19 protein-coding genes are annotated in these 18717 nt (G+C 39.4%); 13 read left to right on the top strand and 6 right to left on the bottom strand.

The window, feature by feature from the left end:
• Positions 1-7 precede the first annotated feature (7 nt).
• Positions 8-1783, bottom strand: coding sequence for a bifunctional isocitrate dehydrogenase kinase/phosphatase (aceK, locus tag ALFOR1_RS07015; RefSeq protein ID WP_104642490.1), 1776 nt, complete (start codon positions 1781-1783; stop codon positions 8-10).
• A 381-nt stretch (positions 1784-2164) separates the two neighbouring features.
• On the opposite strand from aceK, the gene ALFOR1_RS07010 reads away from it, so the two are divergent.
• From ALFOR1_RS07010 to ALFOR1_RS06995, 4 genes are all read left to right on the top strand, one after another.
• Positions 2165-3112, top strand: a complete 948-nt coding sequence (locus tag ALFOR1_RS07010; protein WP_104642489.1) for a LysR family transcriptional regulator — start codon at positions 2165-2167, stop codon at positions 3110-3112.
• 79 nt (positions 3113-3191) lie between these two features.
• Entirely contained in the window at positions 3192-3641 is a 450-nt protein-coding gene (locus tag ALFOR1_RS07005; RefSeq protein ID WP_058549170.1) for a GNAT family N-acetyltransferase, read from the top strand.
• A gap of 27 nt (positions 3642-3668) precedes the next feature.
• Complete coding sequence (locus ALFOR1_RS07000; RefSeq protein ID WP_058549001.1) at positions 3669-3875, top strand: hypothetical protein; 207 nt, start codon at positions 3669-3671, stop codon at positions 3873-3875.
• 410 nt (positions 3876-4285) lie between these two features.
• The gene (locus ALFOR1_RS06995) at positions 4286-4717 is read left to right on the top strand and encodes a hypothetical protein (RefSeq protein WP_104642488.1); all 432 of its coding nucleotides are present in this window, start codon (positions 4286-4288) and stop codon (positions 4715-4717) included.
• A 12-nt stretch (positions 4718-4729) separates the two neighbouring features.
• Here the strand turns inward: ALFOR1_RS06995 and icd are convergent, their stop codons facing one another.
• Positions 4730-6001: an NADP-dependent isocitrate dehydrogenase gene (gene icd, locus ALFOR1_RS06990; protein WP_104642487.1), complete on the bottom strand. Its 1272-nt coding sequence runs from the start codon at positions 5999-6001 to the stop codon at positions 4730-4732.
• Between the two features lie 392 nt (positions 6002-6393).
• On the opposite strand from icd, the gene ALFOR1_RS06985 reads away from it, so the two are divergent.
• Positions 6394-7197: a M61 family metallopeptidase gene (locus tag ALFOR1_RS06985; protein WP_104642486.1), complete on the top strand. Its 804-nt coding sequence runs from the start codon at positions 6394-6396 to the stop codon at positions 7195-7197.
• Here the strand turns inward: ALFOR1_RS06985 and ALFOR1_RS06980 are convergent.
• On the bottom strand, positions 7184-7738 hold the full coding sequence (locus tag ALFOR1_RS06980; protein WP_104642485.1) for a hypothetical protein: 555 nt from the start codon (positions 7736-7738) through the stop codon (positions 7184-7186). The genes ALFOR1_RS06985 and ALFOR1_RS06980 overlap by 14 nt on opposite strands.
• A 370-nt stretch (positions 7739-8108) precedes the next feature.
• Here ALFOR1_RS06980 and ALFOR1_RS06975 point away from each other — a divergent pair, with 370 nt between their 5' ends.
• A complete protein-coding gene (locus tag ALFOR1_RS06975; RefSeq protein WP_007375427.1) occupies positions 8109-8276 on the top strand; it encodes a hypothetical protein in 168 nt (55 codons plus the stop codon).
• 137 nt (positions 8277-8413) lie between these two features.
• Positions 8414-9259: a transporter substrate-binding domain-containing protein gene (locus ALFOR1_RS06970; RefSeq protein ID WP_104642483.1), complete on the top strand. Its 846-nt coding sequence runs from the start codon at positions 8414-8416 to the stop codon at positions 9257-9259.
• Between the two features lie 57 nt (positions 9260-9316).
• On the opposite strand, the gene ALFOR1_RS06965 is transcribed toward ALFOR1_RS06970, so the two are convergent.
• Genes ALFOR1_RS06965 through rnm form a run of 3 tightly spaced genes read right to left on the bottom strand, consistent with a single transcriptional unit; the run spans position 9317 to position 11637 of the window.
• Positions 9317-10159 carry a segregation and condensation protein A gene (locus ALFOR1_RS06965; RefSeq protein WP_104642482.1) on the bottom strand — a complete coding sequence of 281 codons (843 nt, stop codon included), beginning with the start codon at positions 10157-10159 and terminating at the stop codon, positions 9317-9319.
• A gap of 6 nt (positions 10160-10165) precedes the next feature.
• Positions 10166-10786 carry an L-threonylcarbamoyladenylate synthase gene (locus ALFOR1_RS06960; RefSeq protein ID WP_058548994.1) on the bottom strand — a complete coding sequence of 207 codons (621 nt, stop codon included), beginning with the start codon at positions 10784-10786 and terminating at the stop codon, positions 10166-10168.
• Complete coding sequence (gene rnm, locus ALFOR1_RS06955; RefSeq protein ID WP_058548993.1) at positions 10783-11637, bottom strand: RNase RNM; 855 nt, start codon at positions 11635-11637, stop codon at positions 10783-10785. The genes ALFOR1_RS06960 and rnm overlap by 4 nt, the downstream gene beginning before the upstream one ends.
• A 450-nt stretch (positions 11638-12087) precedes the next feature.
• Between rnm and ALFOR1_RS06950 the strand changes: the two genes are divergently transcribed.
• Genes ALFOR1_RS06950 through trpA form a run of 6 tightly spaced genes read left to right on the top strand, consistent with a single transcriptional unit; the run spans position 12088 to position 18676 of the window.
• Positions 12088-13656: an anthranilate synthase component 1 gene (locus tag ALFOR1_RS06950; protein ID WP_104642481.1), complete on the top strand. Its 1569-nt coding sequence runs from the start codon at positions 12088-12090 to the stop codon at positions 13654-13656.
• A 1-nt stretch (position 13657) separates the two neighbouring features.
• On the top strand, positions 13658-14260 hold the full coding sequence (locus tag ALFOR1_RS06945; RefSeq protein ID WP_104642480.1) for an aminodeoxychorismate/anthranilate synthase component II: 603 nt from the start codon (positions 13658-13660) through the stop codon (positions 14258-14260).
• Between the two features lie 11 nt (positions 14261-14271).
• Complete coding sequence (trpD, locus tag ALFOR1_RS06940) at positions 14272-15309, top strand: anthranilate phosphoribosyltransferase (protein WP_104642479.1); 1038 nt, start codon at positions 14272-14274, stop codon at positions 15307-15309.
• Complete coding sequence (trpCF, locus tag ALFOR1_RS06935; RefSeq protein ID WP_104642478.1) at positions 15302-16666, top strand: bifunctional indole-3-glycerol-phosphate synthase TrpC/phosphoribosylanthranilate isomerase TrpF; 1365 nt, start codon at positions 15302-15304, stop codon at positions 16664-16666. The genes trpD and trpCF overlap by 8 nt, the downstream gene beginning before the upstream one ends.
• Before the next feature lie 7 nt (positions 16667-16673).
• A complete protein-coding gene (gene trpB / locus ALFOR1_RS06930) occupies positions 16674-17858 on the top strand; it encodes a tryptophan synthase subunit beta (protein WP_058549169.1) in 1185 nt (394 codons plus the stop codon).
• Positions 17855-18676 carry a tryptophan synthase subunit alpha gene (gene trpA / locus ALFOR1_RS06925; RefSeq protein ID WP_104642477.1) on the top strand — a complete coding sequence of 274 codons (822 nt, stop codon included), beginning with the start codon at positions 17855-17857 and terminating at the stop codon, positions 18674-18676. Before trpB ends, trpA begins: the two co-directional genes overlap by 4 nt.
• The last annotated feature ends 41 nt before the right edge of the window (positions 18677-18717 follow it).

Below are 18717 nucleotides of genomic sequence, written 5' to 3'. Positions count from 1 at the left end.
GTTATTTTTATTTAAACCGCCAACTTTGTTTATACGGGTACACATCGGGTAAGTAACCCGCTCTTATTTGCTGTTGACAACCTTGCCAAAATTCAGCTAAAAACAAATTACTGTGCAAATTATTAAAATTGTTAAACGCTGCGTCGTTTGCGCTAAAAAACACCTTAAATTGACTCGGAAATATGTCGTTTTCTGCTATATCAAAGTAAGTATTACTGCTTAACTCCTCAAGTGCATTTTGAGCGTTTGGCACGTCTCTAAAGTGACAATCGGTAAGTGGGCATATTTCATCGTAATCATAAAATACAACACGCCCCCAACGGGTTACACCAAAGTTTTTCATAAGCATGTCACCCGGAAATATATTTGCACCGGCAAGGTCTTTAATCGCTTTACCGTAGTCGTCCATAACTTGCTGTAATGCTTTGTTATTACAACTATTGATGTACAAATTAAGTGGCATCATTTTACGCTCTACATACACGTGTTTTAAAATAAGTGCCTTACCCGATATAACCATACTGCTGCCAATTTGCGCTTTCATTTGGTTAAGTAACTCGTCGCTAAAGCGGCTTAAGTCAAACGCTAAATACCTAAATTCGTGCGTATCGACTAAGCGACCTACTCTATCTGCTTGCTTTACAAAACTGTATTTGTCTTTAACTTGCGCTTTTGTGGCTGTTTTTGGCGCGCTAAATTTGTCTTTTATTACTTTATAAACGTAGTCGAGCCCTTCAATAGTAAATACCAGCATAACCATACCAGGGGTGCCAGGCGCTGCTATGTATTTAAAATTAGCAGGGCTATTTTTAGTGGTATCAACCTTGTAACGGTAAAACTCAGTTTTAGCATGCTTAATAAAACCAATCGCATTAAATAATTCAAAACGTTTTTTATGGGGCATAAGCACGCTTAAGTAATCCACATAACGCGCAGGTTGGTCGGTATCAACCATAAAATAGGTACGGGCAAAACCAAACAGCAAACTAAGCTGATCGGCCCCCATCATTACGGCATCAAGCTTCAATCCTTTACTGGTATTTAAAATAGCGATGGCAAAAGGCATGTTATCGCCATTTTTAGCAATGCAGCGCCCTATTAAGTAGCAAGCTTTGTTTCTAAAAAATAGAGAGTTTGCGTATTCTATAAACCCGTTGTTTAAATTTATAAGCTCATACACTTGTTTACATTGCTGCTTTGCACCTGCCATTAACGTTGTTTGTAATGCCTGTAAATCAGCATCTAAATTACTAAAAGACACTCTAAATACTTGGCGGGTAATGAGCGTTTTAACCGCATGGTTAAACCCATCTTTAAATGATATTCGGCTAACTAAATTTTCGTACGAGCGTGGCTCGCTTCTGTACTTTGCTTTTAATACAAACAAATGCACGGTACGAATTTTTTTATCATCCCAAATAGCACCAAAGGTCGAATTAAAAAAGGTATGCGCTATGGGTTTGTTTTCATGATTTTGTAGCATGTCACCATAAATATTTTTCGCCAATTGCCACGTTTGCGGGCAATTAAGCTCGCTGTAGGCGATAACCCGCACCGCATTACTCACATTTTTTACTTCGCGTTCGTACACTTGTAAGCGCTCTCGCATGGCACTTTGTACATCGTGATATTTTTGTTGTTCAAACCGGCTCTGCGCACCCAGTGTTATATTTAAAAACTGCGCAAACATAGCTTCAAAGCCTGCAAACACAGCTCGAGCCAACTTAGTAGCTATAACTTGTTGTATCGCATTATCTGATTGATTAGTTAATATTTTTGGCATGTTTACAACACTTTTATTTTTACCACTTATAGCGGTTATTTTTTATTAATTGTTTACACCTTAGCAAGCAGGCTTTAATTTAGGTAATTAATAAAGCATATAAATAGAATTTATTGGGCGTATTGACCTTTCGAGGTTAATTTTGCAGTCGTGTATTTGGTTTTTAAGCTAGGCAAAGTACATGTAGTGTGGTGACTCCCCATAAATGTACTTTAACGCTGCATAAAGGCCAAATACACACTGCCCATAGGGTTCTTTCTAGGGACGATTAACTCTTTGTTGCTCGATTTTTACTTAGCCCACTAGGTGGCAAATCTCGCGCCGCAATTAAATCGTCCCTAGATTGAACAAATTTCAACCCTGAAAGGCCAACACGCCCATATGAATATAAGAAATGTCGATCTTAACCTTCTCGTTTATTTAAATGTATTAATAGATGAAAAAAGTGTTTCAAAAGCTGCAAATAAACTCGCGCTAACACAACCAGCCATGAGTAACGCACTCAAACGATTACGTGATTTATTTGACGACCCGCTACTTGTGCGAGCCGCAGGCTCTATGACACCAACAGCAAAAGCAATGCATCTCAAACCAGAGGTTGAAGCATTGTTAAAAATGGCAGAGGCGATTACTCAGCCCAGTGAGCAATTTAATCCAGCAACGGCAGAGGTGACTTTTAGAATAATGGCAAACGACTACATTGAATCGACTTTAATTGCCCCTTTTATTACCGAGCAGCTCACTAAAAACCTCGGCGTTAACTTTGATGTACTCAGCCCAAGCGATGTAAATCTGCAAGATATGGAAAAAGGCACTATCGATTTAGCTATAAATCGTTTTAACGGCCTACCACGCTCGTTTCATCAAGCCAGTGTATGGCGCGATAATTATTGCTGTTTAACACATCCTAAAAATACCTTTTTACAGCATTCAAGCCTTGATGATTACCTACAAAAAGAACATATTTGGGTAAACCGTGCAGGCTGGGGGCCAGAAGCCGCCGTTACCAATAAGTCTGGCAAGCAAAAACTAGGTTGGGTAGATGAAGCACTTTGGCAGCTAGAACAAACGCGTAAAATACGGGTGTTTACACGCCACTACATGATTGCAAGTTTGCTATGCCAATCAGAGCAACTTATTGCTACTTTACCGCGCAGGCAGGCTAAATTATTAACAACCCACACCAACTTAGTGATAAGCCCAGTGCCATTTCAAATAGTCCCTATTGAGGTAAAAATGATCTGGAGCCCACTACTTCATCATGCACCCGCTCATCAGTGGCTACGCCGTGAGTTGCTTGAGTTTGCTAAAACGGTAGCAGATAGGTAATTTATTAACGCCTCATTAGGCACAAAAACTTTCAATATTGCGCATGATGTTAACGGCTTACTTTTTGCTGAAGAATGTAATGATAAACAAACTTAATAATAAGAATACCGAGACAGTTAATATAATATTTGCTGTATTTCAAAAATCCTATGCAATTGAGGCTAAATTGATAGGTGCACTTAACTTTCCTCCTTTAGCACGTAATGCCGAAGATATTAAAAAGTCAGAAACAACCTTTTATGGCTTCACCGAAAATGAATGTTTAGCGGCCGTTATTGAAGTAAATATAAACAATGAGTGTATAGATATTTGTAGTTTAACCGTTGATCCTAGTTATTTTAAAAAAGGTATTGCAAGTAAGCTAATAAATCATGTTTTAACGATGGGTGATATCTCTCTTGCAAGAGTTGAGACTGCGGTTGCTAATACTCCCGCAATAAATTTATATAAAAAGCATGGTTTTGTGGAATTCAAAAGATGGACTCCTTCACATGGTATCGAAAAGCTGGCTATGTCGGTAATTACATGAAACAGTACTTTAAAATAGGTAATAAAAATGGATAGTACATCTTTAATTGCATGGAGTGTTTTATTTGGCGGAATTGGTATTGGCTACCTTACATACGGACGAAGAAAAAAAGCCGTAGTGCCACTTTGTACTGGTTTGTCGTTATTGGTGTTTCCGTACTTTATGAGTAGCGTAGGCATGCTATTAATTGTGGGTACTATTTTAGTAACAATTCCCTATTTTATTAAAATTTAACATTGCTGTTGCTAAGGCTAAATAAAATGAATGCTCTAATAAAAAAGCGCCATGGTATTCAACTTTGGGAAAATACCATGGCGCTTTTTAAATCGTAGAAATAGGAGTGAACCCTACCCTTCATATTTAGCAACCTTGATGCCAACCTAGCTAAAAGGAAAAAGACATTTAAAATCAGCAGCCTAATACGGCGATGTTTTTCCTTATTATTTAATATGTCCCAGTTTTGTGCATTTTAATAGGTTTTTGCACCACTTTAATTAAGGATGCTCAGTGGAGTTTAGCCTGTCTTTACTCAGCTACAATTTTAATATTGATAAGATCAATATCAGTTATTGAAAACAACAATTTCATTAATACTACTCTTAGCGCTAGAGTGAAGTTAAGCCAACAAACTAAGAGTAATTATTATGACAACATCAAGCTTCACACAACAAGACGGGTTATTTATTGATGCAAATTTACATCAGTTTATTACCCAGCAGTTATGCACTAAAACCAACACAACAGACGCATACCAAGCGCTAGCTACATTAGTTGATGAATTTGGCTGTAAATGCCGCAAAACAAAACATCAACCCGATGATGTATTAGAAGTAGATACTCTATTAAACGCGTACCAGCTTCATAATCATCCTCGCTGTCATGTTGATGCGCAAACAACTGAAGCGGTTTTAGATGAATATTGCTGCCAGGTTCCTGCAATTATTGTTGTAGCCTTGATGGATACGCTTAGCGGTACACAGTGCGATGAGCCAAATGCACACGATATTTACCACCGTGCTGCGCAGTTAACTAATCGCCCTTGCGTACATAGAGTAAAAACTGCATCAGCAGCTTAATAATGGAAGTGTTTAAAAGTGCTCGATAACCTTTTGTGCGAAGTCTGTGCAGCTTAAGGTTGTCGAGTTATGAGCATTGCCTGCAACACCTTGGCGCGCTTGCGCTAAATCAAATGTTAGATCTGCGTTTTTAAACGCACTCTCTAATGCGTTTTCAATAAGTAATGCACTTTCATTCCACCTCATAAACTTAAGCATTAAAACGGCACTTAAAATACTACTACTTGGGTTTGCTTTATTTTGCCCTGCTATTCTCTCAAACGTGCCATGGGTTGGCTCAAAAAAAGCGACATCGTTATTAAGGTTTGCTGCAGGCATTATTCCTACTCCCCCCACTTGTGCGCTAAGCATATCTGCTAAAAAATCGCCATTTTGATTTGTAGTTGCAACCACATCAAATTGCTCAGGGTTCATTAAACATTGCTGCAGCATATTATCAGCTATCACTTCTTTAATTATTAAAGAAGGTTTATTTACTCGTGGTATTTCAAGCCAACGACCGTTTTCGTGTGCGGTAGCGTTAAACTCATTTTGTGCCAACGAAAAACCCCAACGTTTAAAGGCGCCATCTGTAAATTTAAGTACATTACCTTTATGTACAAGCGTTAGCGATTCGCTATTATTTTTAAGCGCGTAATTAATTGCATAGCGAACAAGGCGCTCAGAGCCTTCTTTAGATATATTTTTTATGCCTATGCCACACTCTTGTGAAAACCTCAGTCTGGTTACGCCCATTTCTTCACATAAAAAGTCGAGCATTTTTTCACTTTCTATGCTGCCCGCTTGCCACTCTATTCCTGAATATACGTCTTCACTGCTATCACGCAGCACGGTAATGTTAGTTAAAAAAGGGTTTTTTAAAGGTGATGGCAACGCACTAAAGCCTTTAATAGTGCGCATATTTACAAATAGATCCATCTCGTGTCTAAGCGCTACATTTAATGAGCGAAAACCTCCGCCAAGTGGTGTAGTTAACGGTCCTTTAATTGCTATTTTGCAGGCTCGCACGGCGTTAATGGTTTCTTGAGGGAACCAATCCCCATCATATAATTTTGCAGCTTGCTCGCCGTTATATACTTGCATCCAGTGAATTTTTCGAGCATTGCCATAACAGTGTTCTATGGCGTTATTAACTACATGCTGCATTGCAGGTGTTACCTCTTGCCCTACACCATCGCCATTAATGTAAGCAATAATAGGATTTACAGGAACATGCCACTGGCCTTTAGCATCAATAGTAATATTTTTTCCGTGTTCAGGGATTTTAATATGCTGATAAGCCATGGTTAATACCTATACTTAAAATAGAATGATCTGATTAAATCATGCCTGGGGGAATGTGTATGTAATTTGCTTTTTATAATTGATATTAGTTAAAAAAATACTGATTTAAATGTGCTTATTTCAGTAAATAGTGGGTCTTAATATCAAGTGTGTATTTTGTATCTGTTGATCTTTCAAGATTAAATTTTCAATCGTCTGTTTTATATTTACACAAGACGGAGCCTATGTAGTGTGGTTTTTCCCATAAACAGGTGCTGCCCAGTGGGTTCTTCCTAGGCGCCGTTGCTTAAATGAATGTAGGGCTATACGGTAACGTAGGAGCAGTTAACGTGCACACTAAGTTGCAAATCTCGCGCCGCGATTAAACAAACTCTACTTTAAAGGAGGTATAAATGAAGTTACTTTGGCTATTTTTGTTCTCAATGTATTCTTTAAACGCTTTTGCTATTGATGTAGTTATTCATAATTTAGACTCCCTTACTACTAACGGTCAAAAAACAGTATCTACTTGGATAAATCAAAGCCTTACAAAAACACAAAATACCTTAGGCCCACTACAGCAAACCACCTTACCTATATATTTAAAGCCACAATATTTTGTTTTTGAACCGGTGCCGTGGGCTAGTGTAAAGCGTAATAACCCCGATGGGCTTGAGCTGCATATTGACCGCTATGCAAGCTTAAAAGCGTTTACAAAAGATTGGACGCTTTACCATGAGCTTTCGCACTTATATTTGCCATTACTACCTTACTCTGGTTTTTGGTTAAGTGAAGGATTTGCCAGTTACATGCAAAACGTAATAATGCGTGACAACGGTGTAATTAGCCAAGCGCAATTTGTTCAGCGCCTAAACGCTGGATTTGAGCGAGCGCGCTTACAAACTAAAACAAAACAACAACCCCTTAATGAGCTTTCAAATGATATGTGGAAGCAACGCGCACAACAACGCGTTTATTGGACCGGGGCAGCTTTTTTTGTAGAAGCTGATTTAGCCTTACAAAAGCAAGGACAAAACGTAGCAAGTATCATAAAACAGTATCAAGCATGTTGTAGAACCGCTCGTTCAAGCGCAAAAACATTTATAAAAGAGCTTGATAAGCTCTCGCGAAGCAGTGTTTTTACCACACTTTATGCCAAATACAATACACGTACTGATTTTCCTCTGGTTACAAAAACGCAGCTTAGCAAGCTTTAGCGCTATTTATATAATGAATGTACTCATCAAATGCTGTTGCGTTGAAGTTTACTGAGTATTGGTTCATAAAGCCGTGTAAAAATGTCGTCTTGCTACACTTAACACCTACTTTTAACGCTAAAGAATTAATAATGTCATCAACATTAAAGTGGGGTTCATGTTGTGGAAATATAAATTCGCAAGGGATAGTTGCATTTACATCTAAATTATTTCTAATTTGCGATGGATAAAAACCAATGAGCTTTTTAAGATGTGGATTGCCTGTTAATAACTGTGCTCGCCATGCTGCACTTGCGCCAGCACTAAATGCAATACACACGGTGGGTGAATCAAGCTCGTCAAATACATTTTTAACTTTAGCTGCGTAATTATCATGGTTACTATTTTTTATAAACTTATCATAATAATATTGTTCAGTATCATATGGTTGCGACTTACCATCGTAAGGTTCAATAATCACTGTTTTAGCCATTATCGCATCTGATAACTTGGTTAAAGCTGGTGTTAATCCAAAAATATCGCTGACTATTATGTAATTCATACTTACCTTTTTATAGTTAAAAGCATCGCTTATAAGCAGTTGATAAAGTTAATTATAAATAATTATTAAATAAATAGCTTGCACACATTTTTTATTTGGGTTACCTTTCCTCTCTGGTCTTAAAAAACCACCGCGGTTAACCTTTTTACCCTGATCCAGTAAGCCCCGCAAAACGTATATTTGAAAGCTAAGTTATTGTACGGCGAGAACCCCTTAAATAATACCGAGATGATTTTTGAATCATCGCAAAAGTGTCATAAAGATCGTCAACACTGTAATGAAGCTAAACACAACATCGTTAATTTATTGACTGCAATTTGCTATAAAAATATAGCGCAGAATAAATAGCAAGAATAAAGTGAGTTTTATTATGTCTTATAAATATAATGGGTCTATGATCCAAATCGCACATCCAGTGCAATCAATTTCTGTAAATAAACATCGTGTTATCTTTAGTGATACACAAGGTTTAAAAAATGCATTATTTCAAAAAGCGAGTGATGCACGCCAATTTGTTAAGTGGCTAAAAGCTAGCTAAACAATATATAACTTTAATTGCCTCTTATTACTGCAATTATTGATAAAAATTATGCCAGCCTTGTTGCTGGCATTTTACTTTTTAACACTTTGATGCCTACAATAGAGCTATAATAATAATTACTGGTAGCTGCTGTAATGCGCCGTGTATTTTTAAGCTTATTACTATTTTTTTGTTTAACCTCAATAAGTAATGCTAGAACCATTAATTGGTTAGCACACGACTTTGCACCCTATTATATTTTAAATGGCCAATTCCAACATCAAGGCCGCGATGAAAGTATTATTACTTTACTTGAAAAACAGCTCCCCAATATTACTTTTAACCGTATGATCATCCCCTCAGGTAAAGTAGTTCAAGAACTATCTAATACTTCGCATAACGCTTGTGCGCTGTCCCTTTATAAAAATGAGTTTAGAAAACAGCATATTTACTTTACAGATGAAAGTTCGACGACGGGTTTATCCCCATCTATTGCTATGCACGCACGTTTAGCAAACGCGTTAGAACTTAAAGATGCGAACGAGGTGTCTTTACTTGAACTAATACAAGATAAAAAACTAACGCTTGGTGTATCTATGAGTCGTTCTTACGGTAAAGAAATAGATACAGTTATAAACAGTACACCAGACATAGACTTAGTTATACGCCCTACTCGCGATAGCTTAGCGAGCTTAACGTATATGCTTAATTTAAAAAGAATTGATATTTTATTAGGTTATCCAAGCGAACATTACTACTTAGCTAAATCGATGCATTTTGATAAAAACCTCACACAGCGCCCACTTAAAGAAGCGCCAGCTTTAAGTTATGGATATATTGGCTGTACTAAAAACGCACAAGGTGCTGAGGATATAAAAATACTTAACGAACAACTTAAAAAAATTAAACACACTAAGCAATATAACGAATTGCTTATGCGCTGGCTGCCAGAGCACTTAAAACCTTTATTTCAACAAAGAATGGTACTAGCAAAAAAGTAACGCCCTTTAATAACTGAGCTTTCACTTGAAGGTTATTTAAAACACTACTTATGGAGGCTATATAGTAGCGTTTTCGCTTAAACTTACATAAATTAAGCTTTGTGGATTAACCTGCAAACACGTTATAAGCCCCTCTTTTATCAGCTCAAGCATAGCTATAAAACTAACCACTACACCGCTTCTGCCTTCACTTAGAGTAAACAGTTCATTAAATACAACAGCAGAATCGGCTTTAGATAGTTGCTGCAGTATTTGACTCATTCGTTCGCGGGTTGATAGTACTTCTGCTGTTATTTGGTGATGCTCAAATGTTTTAGCTCGTGCCATTACATCGCTAAGTGCAAGCATTAAATCTTTAAGTTCAAGCTCTGGTAAAGATGGGCTATTATCACTTGCGGTTGGCATTGCGGCATGCGCAATAAAAATATCACGGCCAACACGGGGGATCTCATCTAGATTTTCGGCGGCTGTTTTAAACTGCTCATATTCTTGCAGGCGTTTAATAAGCTCAGCACGGGGATCTTCTTCCTCTTCAAGTTCTTCGTGAACAGGTAATAGTAACCGCGATTTAATTTGTGCAAGCAGCGCCGCCATAACTAAATACTCGCCAGCGAGTTCTAGTTGAAATTCGGTCATCATTTCAACATAGCTTACATACTGTTCAGTGATACTAAAAATAGAAAGCTCAAGCACATCTAGCTTATGCTTTTTAATTAAATACAGTAGTAAATCGAGTGGGCCTTCAAACGTTTCTAAAATGATTTCAAGCGCATCAGGGGGAATGTATAGATCTTCGGGTTTATCAACTACGGCTTTACCGTGCAAAAAAGCCAGTGGCAGCTTTTGCTGCACTGGCTCAAGTTCATTCGATACACCGTTATTTTCGGGCTTGTCACTCAACAGTGTTTACTCAAACGGGCTAGTATCGCCACAGCCAACACGTAGTATTTTTATATCGTCTTCGGATAAATCAATTACTGTTGTTGCTTGTTCAGCTAAATAGCCACCGTGAATAATTAAATCGACGTGTTTATCTAAGCGCTCTAAAATTTCATCAGGATCTGATTCTGTAAACTCTTGCCCTGGTAAAATAAGTGAACACGACATAAGCGGCTCACCTAGCTCAGCAAGTAACGCACAGGCAATTGGGTGCTCAATAACACGCATACCTATGGTTTTTTTCTTTTCGTTTAACAAACGCTTTGGTACTTCTTTTGTACCTTTAAAAATAAAGGTATAAGGCCCTGGCGTATTATTTTTAATTAATCTAAACAGTTGGTTATCTACTCTTGCATAAGTAGCAAGCTCTGATAAGTCTCTGCAAACAAGTGTAAAGTTATCGTTTTTTTCAATGCCACGAATGCGCTCTATACGCTCTTTAGCTTGTTTGTTACCTAAGTTACACCCTATGGCGTAACCAGAATCTGTTGGATAAACAACAACGCCGCCTTTTTTAATAATATCAACGGCTTGATTAATAAGTCGTGGCTGCGGGTTATCAGGATGAATATGAAATAATTGACTCATGTTAATGCCCCTTCTTGTCCTTCCCATGCTTGCCAAACACCTTGGCAGTCTTTAGGTAAGTATAAGTTTTTGCCAAGCTCTAAATAGCTTGTCGGAAAATGAAAATCAGACCCTTGCGAGCAGAGTAAATCGTACTCTCGGCTCAGTTCACCTAAAAATTGTCGCTCACTAGGAGCTTGTTGAGGCTGTGCAACTTCCATTGCATCACCACCAACACTTTTATACTCGGTTAACAATTTACGTAACCATTTATTAGACATTTGATAACGCCCAGGATGTGCCACTACTGCAATACCTCCCGCTGAATGAATTGCTTCAATGGCGGTTTGCATATTGCACCAGTTACTTGGCACATAGCCGGTTTTACCGCGACCTAAATATTTTTTAAATACACCAGGGAAGTTTTTAGCTACACCACGCTCTATCAGCGCGCGTGCAAAGTGCGCACGAGTAATTTGCGCGTCTTGTGCAAGCTCTTTGGCTTGCTCATAAATGCCATCAAAACCGTTTTTTGTAAGCCTTGCGCCTATTTCTAGCGCTCTGACTTCACGCTTTTGCTGCTGCTGCGTTAACAATGAAGTAAGGTCAAAATTATCAATATCAACATTCAAACCCACTATATGTATTTCGAAGCTTTCCCATTTGGTCGAAATTTCTACCCCGGTAATTAATGATAAAGGCAAATTTTCGGTTTGAATAAATTCTTGAGCGGGCTTAATAGCAGCCACAGTATCGTGATCGGTAATAGCAAACACATCTATATTTTTATCAACGGCGCGGGTAAGTAATTCTTCAACCGTTAACTGCCCGTCTGAATGCGTGGTGTGGCTATGTAAATCGTATTTTATCAAAAGAAAACTGCTTAAAATTAAGGGTTAATGGCGTTTATGTAAGTATAACAAGTTTTTTGACTAAATTGTTTTAAATAAACACTTGACACAAAAGCACTAGATACGTTTTACTGTAGCCACTTTCAGACACATTAAGAATTAATAAAAATGATCAATTCAATTCAAAACACTATTTGGTGGTGGCACTCATAATTATTGGGTGATGAATTGTCGTGTCTAGCAAAAATTCAAAACCCGCATAATGCGGGTTTTTTTATAACTAAATTTTACGTAATTATATTTTTTAATTTTGAGGCAAAAAAACATGAATAACGGTCTTACTCTTACACATCGTTGGTGGTGGCGCCTGATATAGCGGGACGGTAATGATCTGTTTGTAATTTAGATATCGTTATTCTAACCCCGCATTGCTAACGCATTGCGGGGTTTAATTTTTTGAGGGAATGAGGTTTGATTTTTAGTCATATAACTACCACACCAGGCGAAGTAACAAGCATTACGCAAGTTCGTGAATACATAAGTAGCCCACTTGCACTTTATGCTGCACTTGATAAGCCTAATTCGCTGCTGCTTGAGTCAGCTGAAATTGATTCTAAAGACAGTGTTAAAAGTTTAATTTTAGTTGATAGTGCCCTGCGTATTGTATGTAAGGGAAAAACGGTAACTGTTAACGCACAATCTAATAACGGCAAACAATTATTAAGCTACTTACAAGCAAATGTTAAGAGCTGCGATTCACAATTAAACGACACAACGCTTACACTTAACTACCAAGACATCAGCAGAGATATAGACGAAGCAAGTAAGCTTGTTGCCGATAATGCCTTCAGCGCTCTTCGTACCTGTATTAACAGTATTCAAAGCACCACCGAAAATCCATTTTCGGTATTTTTAGGCGGTGTATTTGCCTACGATATGGTGGCAAATTTTGAGCAATTAAGCGATGTACCTGATGGCGAAAACACCTGCCCAGATTACGTATTTTACCTAGCCGAAACCTTAGTTGTTATTGATCATCAAAAACAAACCACTGAGCTTATTGGTAATGTATTTAATGGCCCAGATGTTCATGCAAATTGCTTTGAAGTAGGTAAAGAACTTGAACGGTTAAATACCCTTTGCGACAACGCGGCAGAATTTAGCGCAGACATGCAAACTGGCGAATGTGAAGTAAACGTTGATATAAGCGATGAAACTTACTGCGAGCAAGTAGTTAAACTTAAAAAGAATATTGTCGATGGCGACATTTTTCAGGTGGTGCCTTCACGTACTTTTTCATTGCCCTGCCCTGACTCGTTACATGCTTACAGCCAACTTAAAAAGCAAAACCCAAGCCCATACATGTTTTACATGCGCGATGAAGACTTTGCTTTATTTGGCGCCTCTCCTGAGTCGGCGCTTAAGTACGATGTAAGTAATCAACAAGTTGAAGTGTATCCAATTGCAGGTACCCGAGCGCGTGGTAAGTTTGCAAACGGACAAATAAACCCAGACTTAGATAGCCGTATTGAGCTTGAGCTAAGAAACGATCAAAAAGAGCGTGCTGAACATTTAATGCTTGTCGATTTAGCGCGTAACGATGTTGCACGTATTAGTGTTGCAGGTACTCGTTTTGCAAAAGAGTTATTAAAAGTAGACCGTTATTCACAAGTAATGCATTTAGTGTCACGCGTAGTAGGTACTTTAAAACCTGAACTTGACGCACTACATGCTTATCAAGCGTGTATGAACATGGGCACGCTTGTTGGTGCACCAAAAGTACGTGCCGCAGAACTTGTACGCCAAACAGAAGGTAAGCGCCGTGGAAGCTACGGTGGTGCAGTAGGTTATTTAACCGGCGATGGAGCAATGGATAGCTGTATTGTTATTCGCTCTGCGTTTGTAAAAAACAATACGGCGTATGTGCAAGCTGGCGCAGGAGTCGTATTTGACTCAGATCCGCAATCAGAAGCAAACGAAACCCGCGCAAAAGCTCAAGCGGTCATTACCGCCATAAAATCTACTTATAAGGCGGTATAAAATGAGTAATGAAAATCCACTTAAAATATACTTTTTAGATAATTTTGATTCGTTTAGCTACAACCTTGTTGATGAACTAACCATGTTAGGGTGTGAGCTTGTTGTATACAGAAACAACATAAACGCTGACGTTATTTTTAACAAAATGCGCCAAGAGCCTGGCCAAGTATTATTAGTTCTATCACCAGGGCCTGGTACACCAAGCGACGCCGGCTGCTTAATGGAGCTAATTGAACTTGCTAAAGGTCAATTTCCTATGCTTGGTATTTGTTTAGGCCAGCAAGCTTTAACACAAAGTTATGGCGGAGTAATCGGTCACGCTGGCGAAACCGTACATGGTAAGTCATCAATCATTGATTTAAACGCACACCCTGTATTTGATGGCATGGGAAGTACAATGCCTGTAGCGCGTTATCATTCGCTAATGGCAACTGAAGTACCTAAAAATATTGAAGTAATAGCACAATTTGAAGACATACCTATGGCTATTTACCATCATGAAGACAGTGCATTGGGCTATCAGTTTCATCCTGAATCAATACTTACGCCAAATGGTGCGATGCTACTTCAGCAAAGTGTCGCGTATTTAACACGCGCAAATTAATAGAGGACATTATGAGTACACAACGACAAGAGCCCATAAATGTTCAATATGCTATTGAGCAGCTTATTAAAAATCAATCACTAAGCTATGAGCAGTCAAAAGCATTATTTGATGAAATAATGCAAGGCAACATGAGCGAAATAGAGCTAACAGCCTTACTTATTAGCCTTAAAATAAAAGGCGAAGTGAGCGATGAGATTGCCGGCGCTGCCGCATCAATGCGTGAAAACGCGGTCGCTTTTAATACAAATAGCTCACAACTTGCTGATAGCTGTGGTACCGGTGGCGATGGCTCAAATACAATTAATATAAGCACTACCGCTGCAATTGTTGCAGCGGCCGCGGGTATTAATATGGTAAAGCATGGTAATCGCAGTGTATCAAGTAATTCAGGCTCAGCCGATTTACTCAAAGCACTGGGCATTAATATTGATATGAGCCCAGAACAAGCTGCAAAATGCCTTGAGCAAACACACTTTACCTTTTTGTTTGCACCGCATTACCACAGCGGCGTACGCCATGCGATGAGCGTACGTACTGCACTTAAAACACGTACAATATTTAATATTTTAGGCCCCCTTGCTAACCCTGCGGCGCCTGATGTGCAATTACTAGGTGTGTACGACGAGTCGCTATGTATGCCCATGGCACAAACGCTTAAAACATTAGGCACTAAGCGCGCAATGATCGTGCATGGCTCAGGTACTGACGAAATCGCCCTTCATGGCCCAACCAACGTAGTTGAGCTTAATAATGGCGAAATAACACAGTACACATTAAACCCAAGCGACTTTGACCTTGCAAACTATTCACTTGAACAACTAGCAGGTGAAGGCCCACAATACAACGCAAATGCAAGCCTTGCTATATTGCAAGGTAAAGGCACAGACGCACACAACGCTGCCATTGTGGTAAATGTGGCTGCACTTTTATACCTAAGCGATAAAGTGCAATCATTAAAAGATGGCGCACGACACGTACAAACATTACTCAGTTCAGGCAAGGCCATGGACACATTAAATGCAATTATTGAGGTAAGTCATGGCTAATGTATTAGACAAAATTGTTGCTGATAAAAAATTAGAGCTTATTGAACGCAAGGCAGCCCGCCCGCTTGAAAGCTTTAAGCATCTAGCAGAGCCAACCAGTCGCAGCTTTTATGAAGCACTGGCAGCACCGGGTACACAATTTATTTTAGAGTGCAAAAAAGCATCTCCATCAAAAGGGTTAATACGCGAGCCGTTTGATTTAACAGAGATCACCTCTGTTTATAAAAAATACGCTACCTGTATGAGCGTACTTACAGACGCAAAGTACTTTCAAGGTAGCTTTGATTATTTAGAATTTGTACGTAGCCAAGTAGAGCAACCACTTATTTGTAAAGACTTTTTTATTGATGAGTACCAAGTGTATATGGCGCGAATTTATGGCGGTGATGCTATTTTGTTAATGCTTTCAGTACTTGATGATGAGCAATATAAAGCCCTACACGCAGTAGCTGACTCGCTTAATATGTCGGTATTAACCGAAGTAAGTAACGAAGAAGAAGTGCACCGCGCCCTTGCGCTCGATGCACAAATTATAGGTATTAATAACCGTGACCTACGTGATTTAAGCACTGACTTAGCCACCACCGAAAAACTGCGTAAACTCATTCCTGCAGATAAAGTGGTTATTTCAGAGTCTGGTATTTATACCCATCAAGATGTTAAACGCCTAGCACCGCTATGCGATGGTTTTTTAATTGGCAGCTCCCTAATGGCCGAGCGCGATTTAGAGCAAGCCTGTAAAAAAGTGATACTTGGTGATAACAAAGTATGCGGTTTAACGCGTAGCCAAGACGCGCAAGCAGCTTATAACAGCGGTGCTGTGTATGGTGGGCTTATTTTTCACCCTAAATCACCACGATATGTAGATTTAGACTGTGCTATTGAGCTTAGCCAAAGCGCTCCGTTAAACTTTGTAGGTGTATTTGTAAATGCACCAATTGAGCAAGTAGCTCAATACGCAAGTGTGTTAAAATTAGCGGCAGTTCAATTACATGGACAAGAAAGTGACGATTATATTGCCACTTTACGTACACAACTTCCTAACGGGTGTGAAATTTGGAAAGCACAAGCAATTAAAGATACGCTACCAACACCTGTAAATGGCGTAGAGCGCCACCTTTACGATACCCACAGCGATACACAAGCTGGTGGTACAGGTAAAGCATTTGATTGGTCGGTGCTTCGCGATGCAACCACACCGTTTATGCTAGCGGGTGGTTTAAATCCAGAAAATATTAAAGACGCGCTTTTTCAAGGTGCCCTTGGCCTTGACTTAAACTCAGGCGTTGAAGAATCTGCGGGTAAAAAGTGCCCTAACAAATTACAAAATGCTTTTACAAGCATCAGAAATTATTGAGGTTAAAATGCAAAATCCAGCTTATTTTGGCGAGTTTGGCGGTATGTTTGTACCCGAGCTACTTGTCCCTGCGCTTAAGCAGTTAGAAAACGAATTTAACAAAGCACAAAAAGATCCTGAATTTCAGGCAGAATTTACCAAGTTACTAAACGAGTATGCAGGGCGCCCTACGCCGCTTACTTTAACGCGTAATTTAATTAAAAACCCTAAAGTTAAACTTTACCTAAAGCGTGAAGATTTATTACACGGTGGCGCGCACAAAACTAACCAAGTACTTGGTCAAGCGTTGCTAACTAAACGTATGGGTAAAAAAGAAGTTATTGCAGAAACCGGCGCAGGCCAGCACGGCGTTGCAACGGCTCTTGCGTGTGCATTACTTGGCTTAAAATGCCGAATTTATATGGGCGCTAAAGATGTTGAGCGCCAGCAGCCAAACGTATTTAGAATGAAATTAATGGGCGCAGAGGTTATTCCGGTAACAGCAGGCTCTGGCACACTAAAAGATGCGGTAAACGAAGCACTACGTGACTGGTCTGCAAATTATCAAGAGGCACATTACTTACTTGGTACCGCTGCGGGCCCTCACCCATTCCCAACAATTGTACGAGAGTATCAAAAAATTATTGGTGAAGAAGCTAAACAGCAAATATTAAAAGCTGAAGGTCGCTTACCAGACGCGGTACTTGCGTGTGTTGGCGGTGGATCTAACGCTATTGGTATGTTTACAGACTTTATTGACGAGCCAAGTGTAAAACTTATCGGTGTTGAGCCTGCTGGTAAAGGGTTAGATACCCACGAGCACGGCGCTACCATTTGTAAAGGCACCAAAGGTATATTACACGGTACGTATACTTACATTATGCAAAACGACGATGGTCAAATAGAAGAGTCATACTCGGTATCTGCCGGTCTTGATTACCCAGCAGTTGGGCCACAGCACGCTTTTTTACACGAAACCGGTCGTGCTCAATATGTTGGTATTACCGATACAGAAGCACTTGATGCGTTCCAAGCGCTGGCTAAAAACGAAGGTATTATTCCGGCACTCGAATCAAGCCACGCCCTTGCTTATGCACTTAAATACGCAGAAGAGCAAACAGAAGAAAGCATTTTAGTGGTTAACTTAAGTGGCCGTGGCGACAAAGATTTAACGCACGTACACACTGTTTTATCACAAGGAGGTCAACTATGAGCCAGCTAAATACAGATCGTTACGGTAAAACATTTGCCGCCCTGGATGAGCAAAAACAAGGTGCATTTGTACCCTTTGTTACTATTGGTGACCCAGGTAAAGAGCAAAGTATTGCGATTATTAAAAGCCTAATTGACGGTGGCGCTGATGCACTTGAGCTTGGTATTCCGTTTTCAGATCCAATCGCTGATGGCCCTGTTATTCAAAAAGCGAATATTCGCGCGCTTGATGTAAATATTAACACCCAAGATTGCTTTGATATTATTAAAGAAATACGCGATTACAATGCAGATATTCCTATCGGTTTATTACTGTATTCTAACCTTGTGTTTAAGCGCGGTCTTGAAGCATTTTATAAAGATGCAAAAGCGGCAGGCGTGGACTCCATTTTAGTTGCTGATGTGCCATTGCATGAGTCTAAAATGTTTAGGAAAGCCGCTATGGCAAATGGTGTAGACCCAATATTTATTGCTACACCCAATGCCGATGACGATACACTGCGCCAGTGCGCGTCTTACGGGCGTGGTTACACGTATTTACTGTCGCGTGCAGGTGTTACCGGTACTGATACTAAAGCGCAAATGCCAGCGGGCAACATTGTTACTAAATTAAAAGAATACCATGCAGCCCCTGCTTTATTGGGCTTTGGTATTTCAACACCCGATGATGTAAAAGCAGCGCTAAATGCAGGTGCTGCCGGTGCAATTTCAGGCTCAGCCGTCGTTAAAATTATTGAGGCTAACCTTAATGATTTAGATGCAATGACCGCTCAGTTAAAAGCGTTCGTTAGCGAAATGAAAGCTGCAACCGCATTATAATAAGTTTAAATTTACACATTAAAAAAGGGCATTTAAAATGC

Source organism: Pseudoalteromonas carrageenovora IAM 12662 (assembly GCF_900239935.1).
Taxonomy (GTDB): Bacteria; Pseudomonadota; Gammaproteobacteria; order Enterobacterales; family Alteromonadaceae; genus Pseudoalteromonas; species Pseudoalteromonas carrageenovora.
The sequence above is the reverse complement of the archived record's forward strand: the minus strand, read 5'-3'. Positions and strand labels throughout refer to the sequence as shown.

Coding starts and splice junctions, on each gene's coding strand:
- trpCF (WP_104642478.1), top strand. CDS start 15,302: ATGGCTAATGTATTAGACAAAATTGTTGCTGATAAAAAATTAGAGCTT.
- ALFOR1_RS06975 (WP_007375427.1), top strand. CDS start 8,109: ATGTCTTATAAATATAATGGGTCTATGATCCAAATCGCACATCCAGTG.
- ALFOR1_RS06980 (WP_104642485.1), bottom strand. CDS start 7,738: ATGAATTACATAATAGTCAGCGATATTTTTGGATTAACACCAGCTTTA.
- ALFOR1_RS07000 (WP_058549001.1), top strand. CDS start 3,669: ATGGATAGTACATCTTTAATTGCATGGAGTGTTTTATTTGGCGGAATT.
- ALFOR1_RS06995 (WP_104642488.1), top strand. CDS start 4,286: ATGACAACATCAAGCTTCACACAACAAGACGGGTTATTTATTGATGCA.
- ALFOR1_RS06985 (WP_104642486.1), top strand. CDS start 6,394: ATGAAGTTACTTTGGCTATTTTTGTTCTCAATGTATTCTTTAAACGCT.
- ALFOR1_RS06970 (WP_104642483.1), top strand. CDS start 8,414: ATGCGCCGTGTATTTTTAAGCTTATTACTATTTTTTTGTTTAACCTCA.
- trpA (WP_104642477.1), top strand. CDS start 17,855: ATGAGCCAGCTAAATACAGATCGTTACGGTAAAACATTTGCCGCCCTG.
- aceK (WP_104642490.1), bottom strand. CDS start 1,783: ATGCCAAAAATATTAACTAATCAATCAGATAATGCGATACAACAAGTT.
- ALFOR1_RS07005 (WP_058549170.1), top strand. CDS start 3,192: ATGATAAACAAACTTAATAATAAGAATACCGAGACAGTTAATATAATA.
- trpD (WP_104642479.1), top strand. CDS start 14,272: ATGAGTACACAACGACAAGAGCCCATAAATGTTCAATATGCTATTGAG.
- icd (WP_104642487.1), bottom strand. CDS start 6,001: ATGGCTTATCAGCATATTAAAATCCCTGAACACGGAAAAAATATTACT.
- trpB (WP_058549169.1), top strand. CDS start 16,674: ATGCAAAATCCAGCTTATTTTGGCGAGTTTGGCGGTATGTTTGTACCC.
- ALFOR1_RS06945 (WP_104642480.1), top strand. CDS start 13,658: ATGAGTAATGAAAATCCACTTAAAATATACTTTTTAGATAATTTTGAT.
- ALFOR1_RS07010 (WP_104642489.1), top strand. CDS start 2,165: ATGAATATAAGAAATGTCGATCTTAACCTTCTCGTTTATTTAAATGTA.
- ALFOR1_RS06960 (WP_058548994.1), bottom strand. CDS start 10,786: ATGAGTCAATTATTTCATATTCATCCTGATAACCCGCAGCCACGACTT.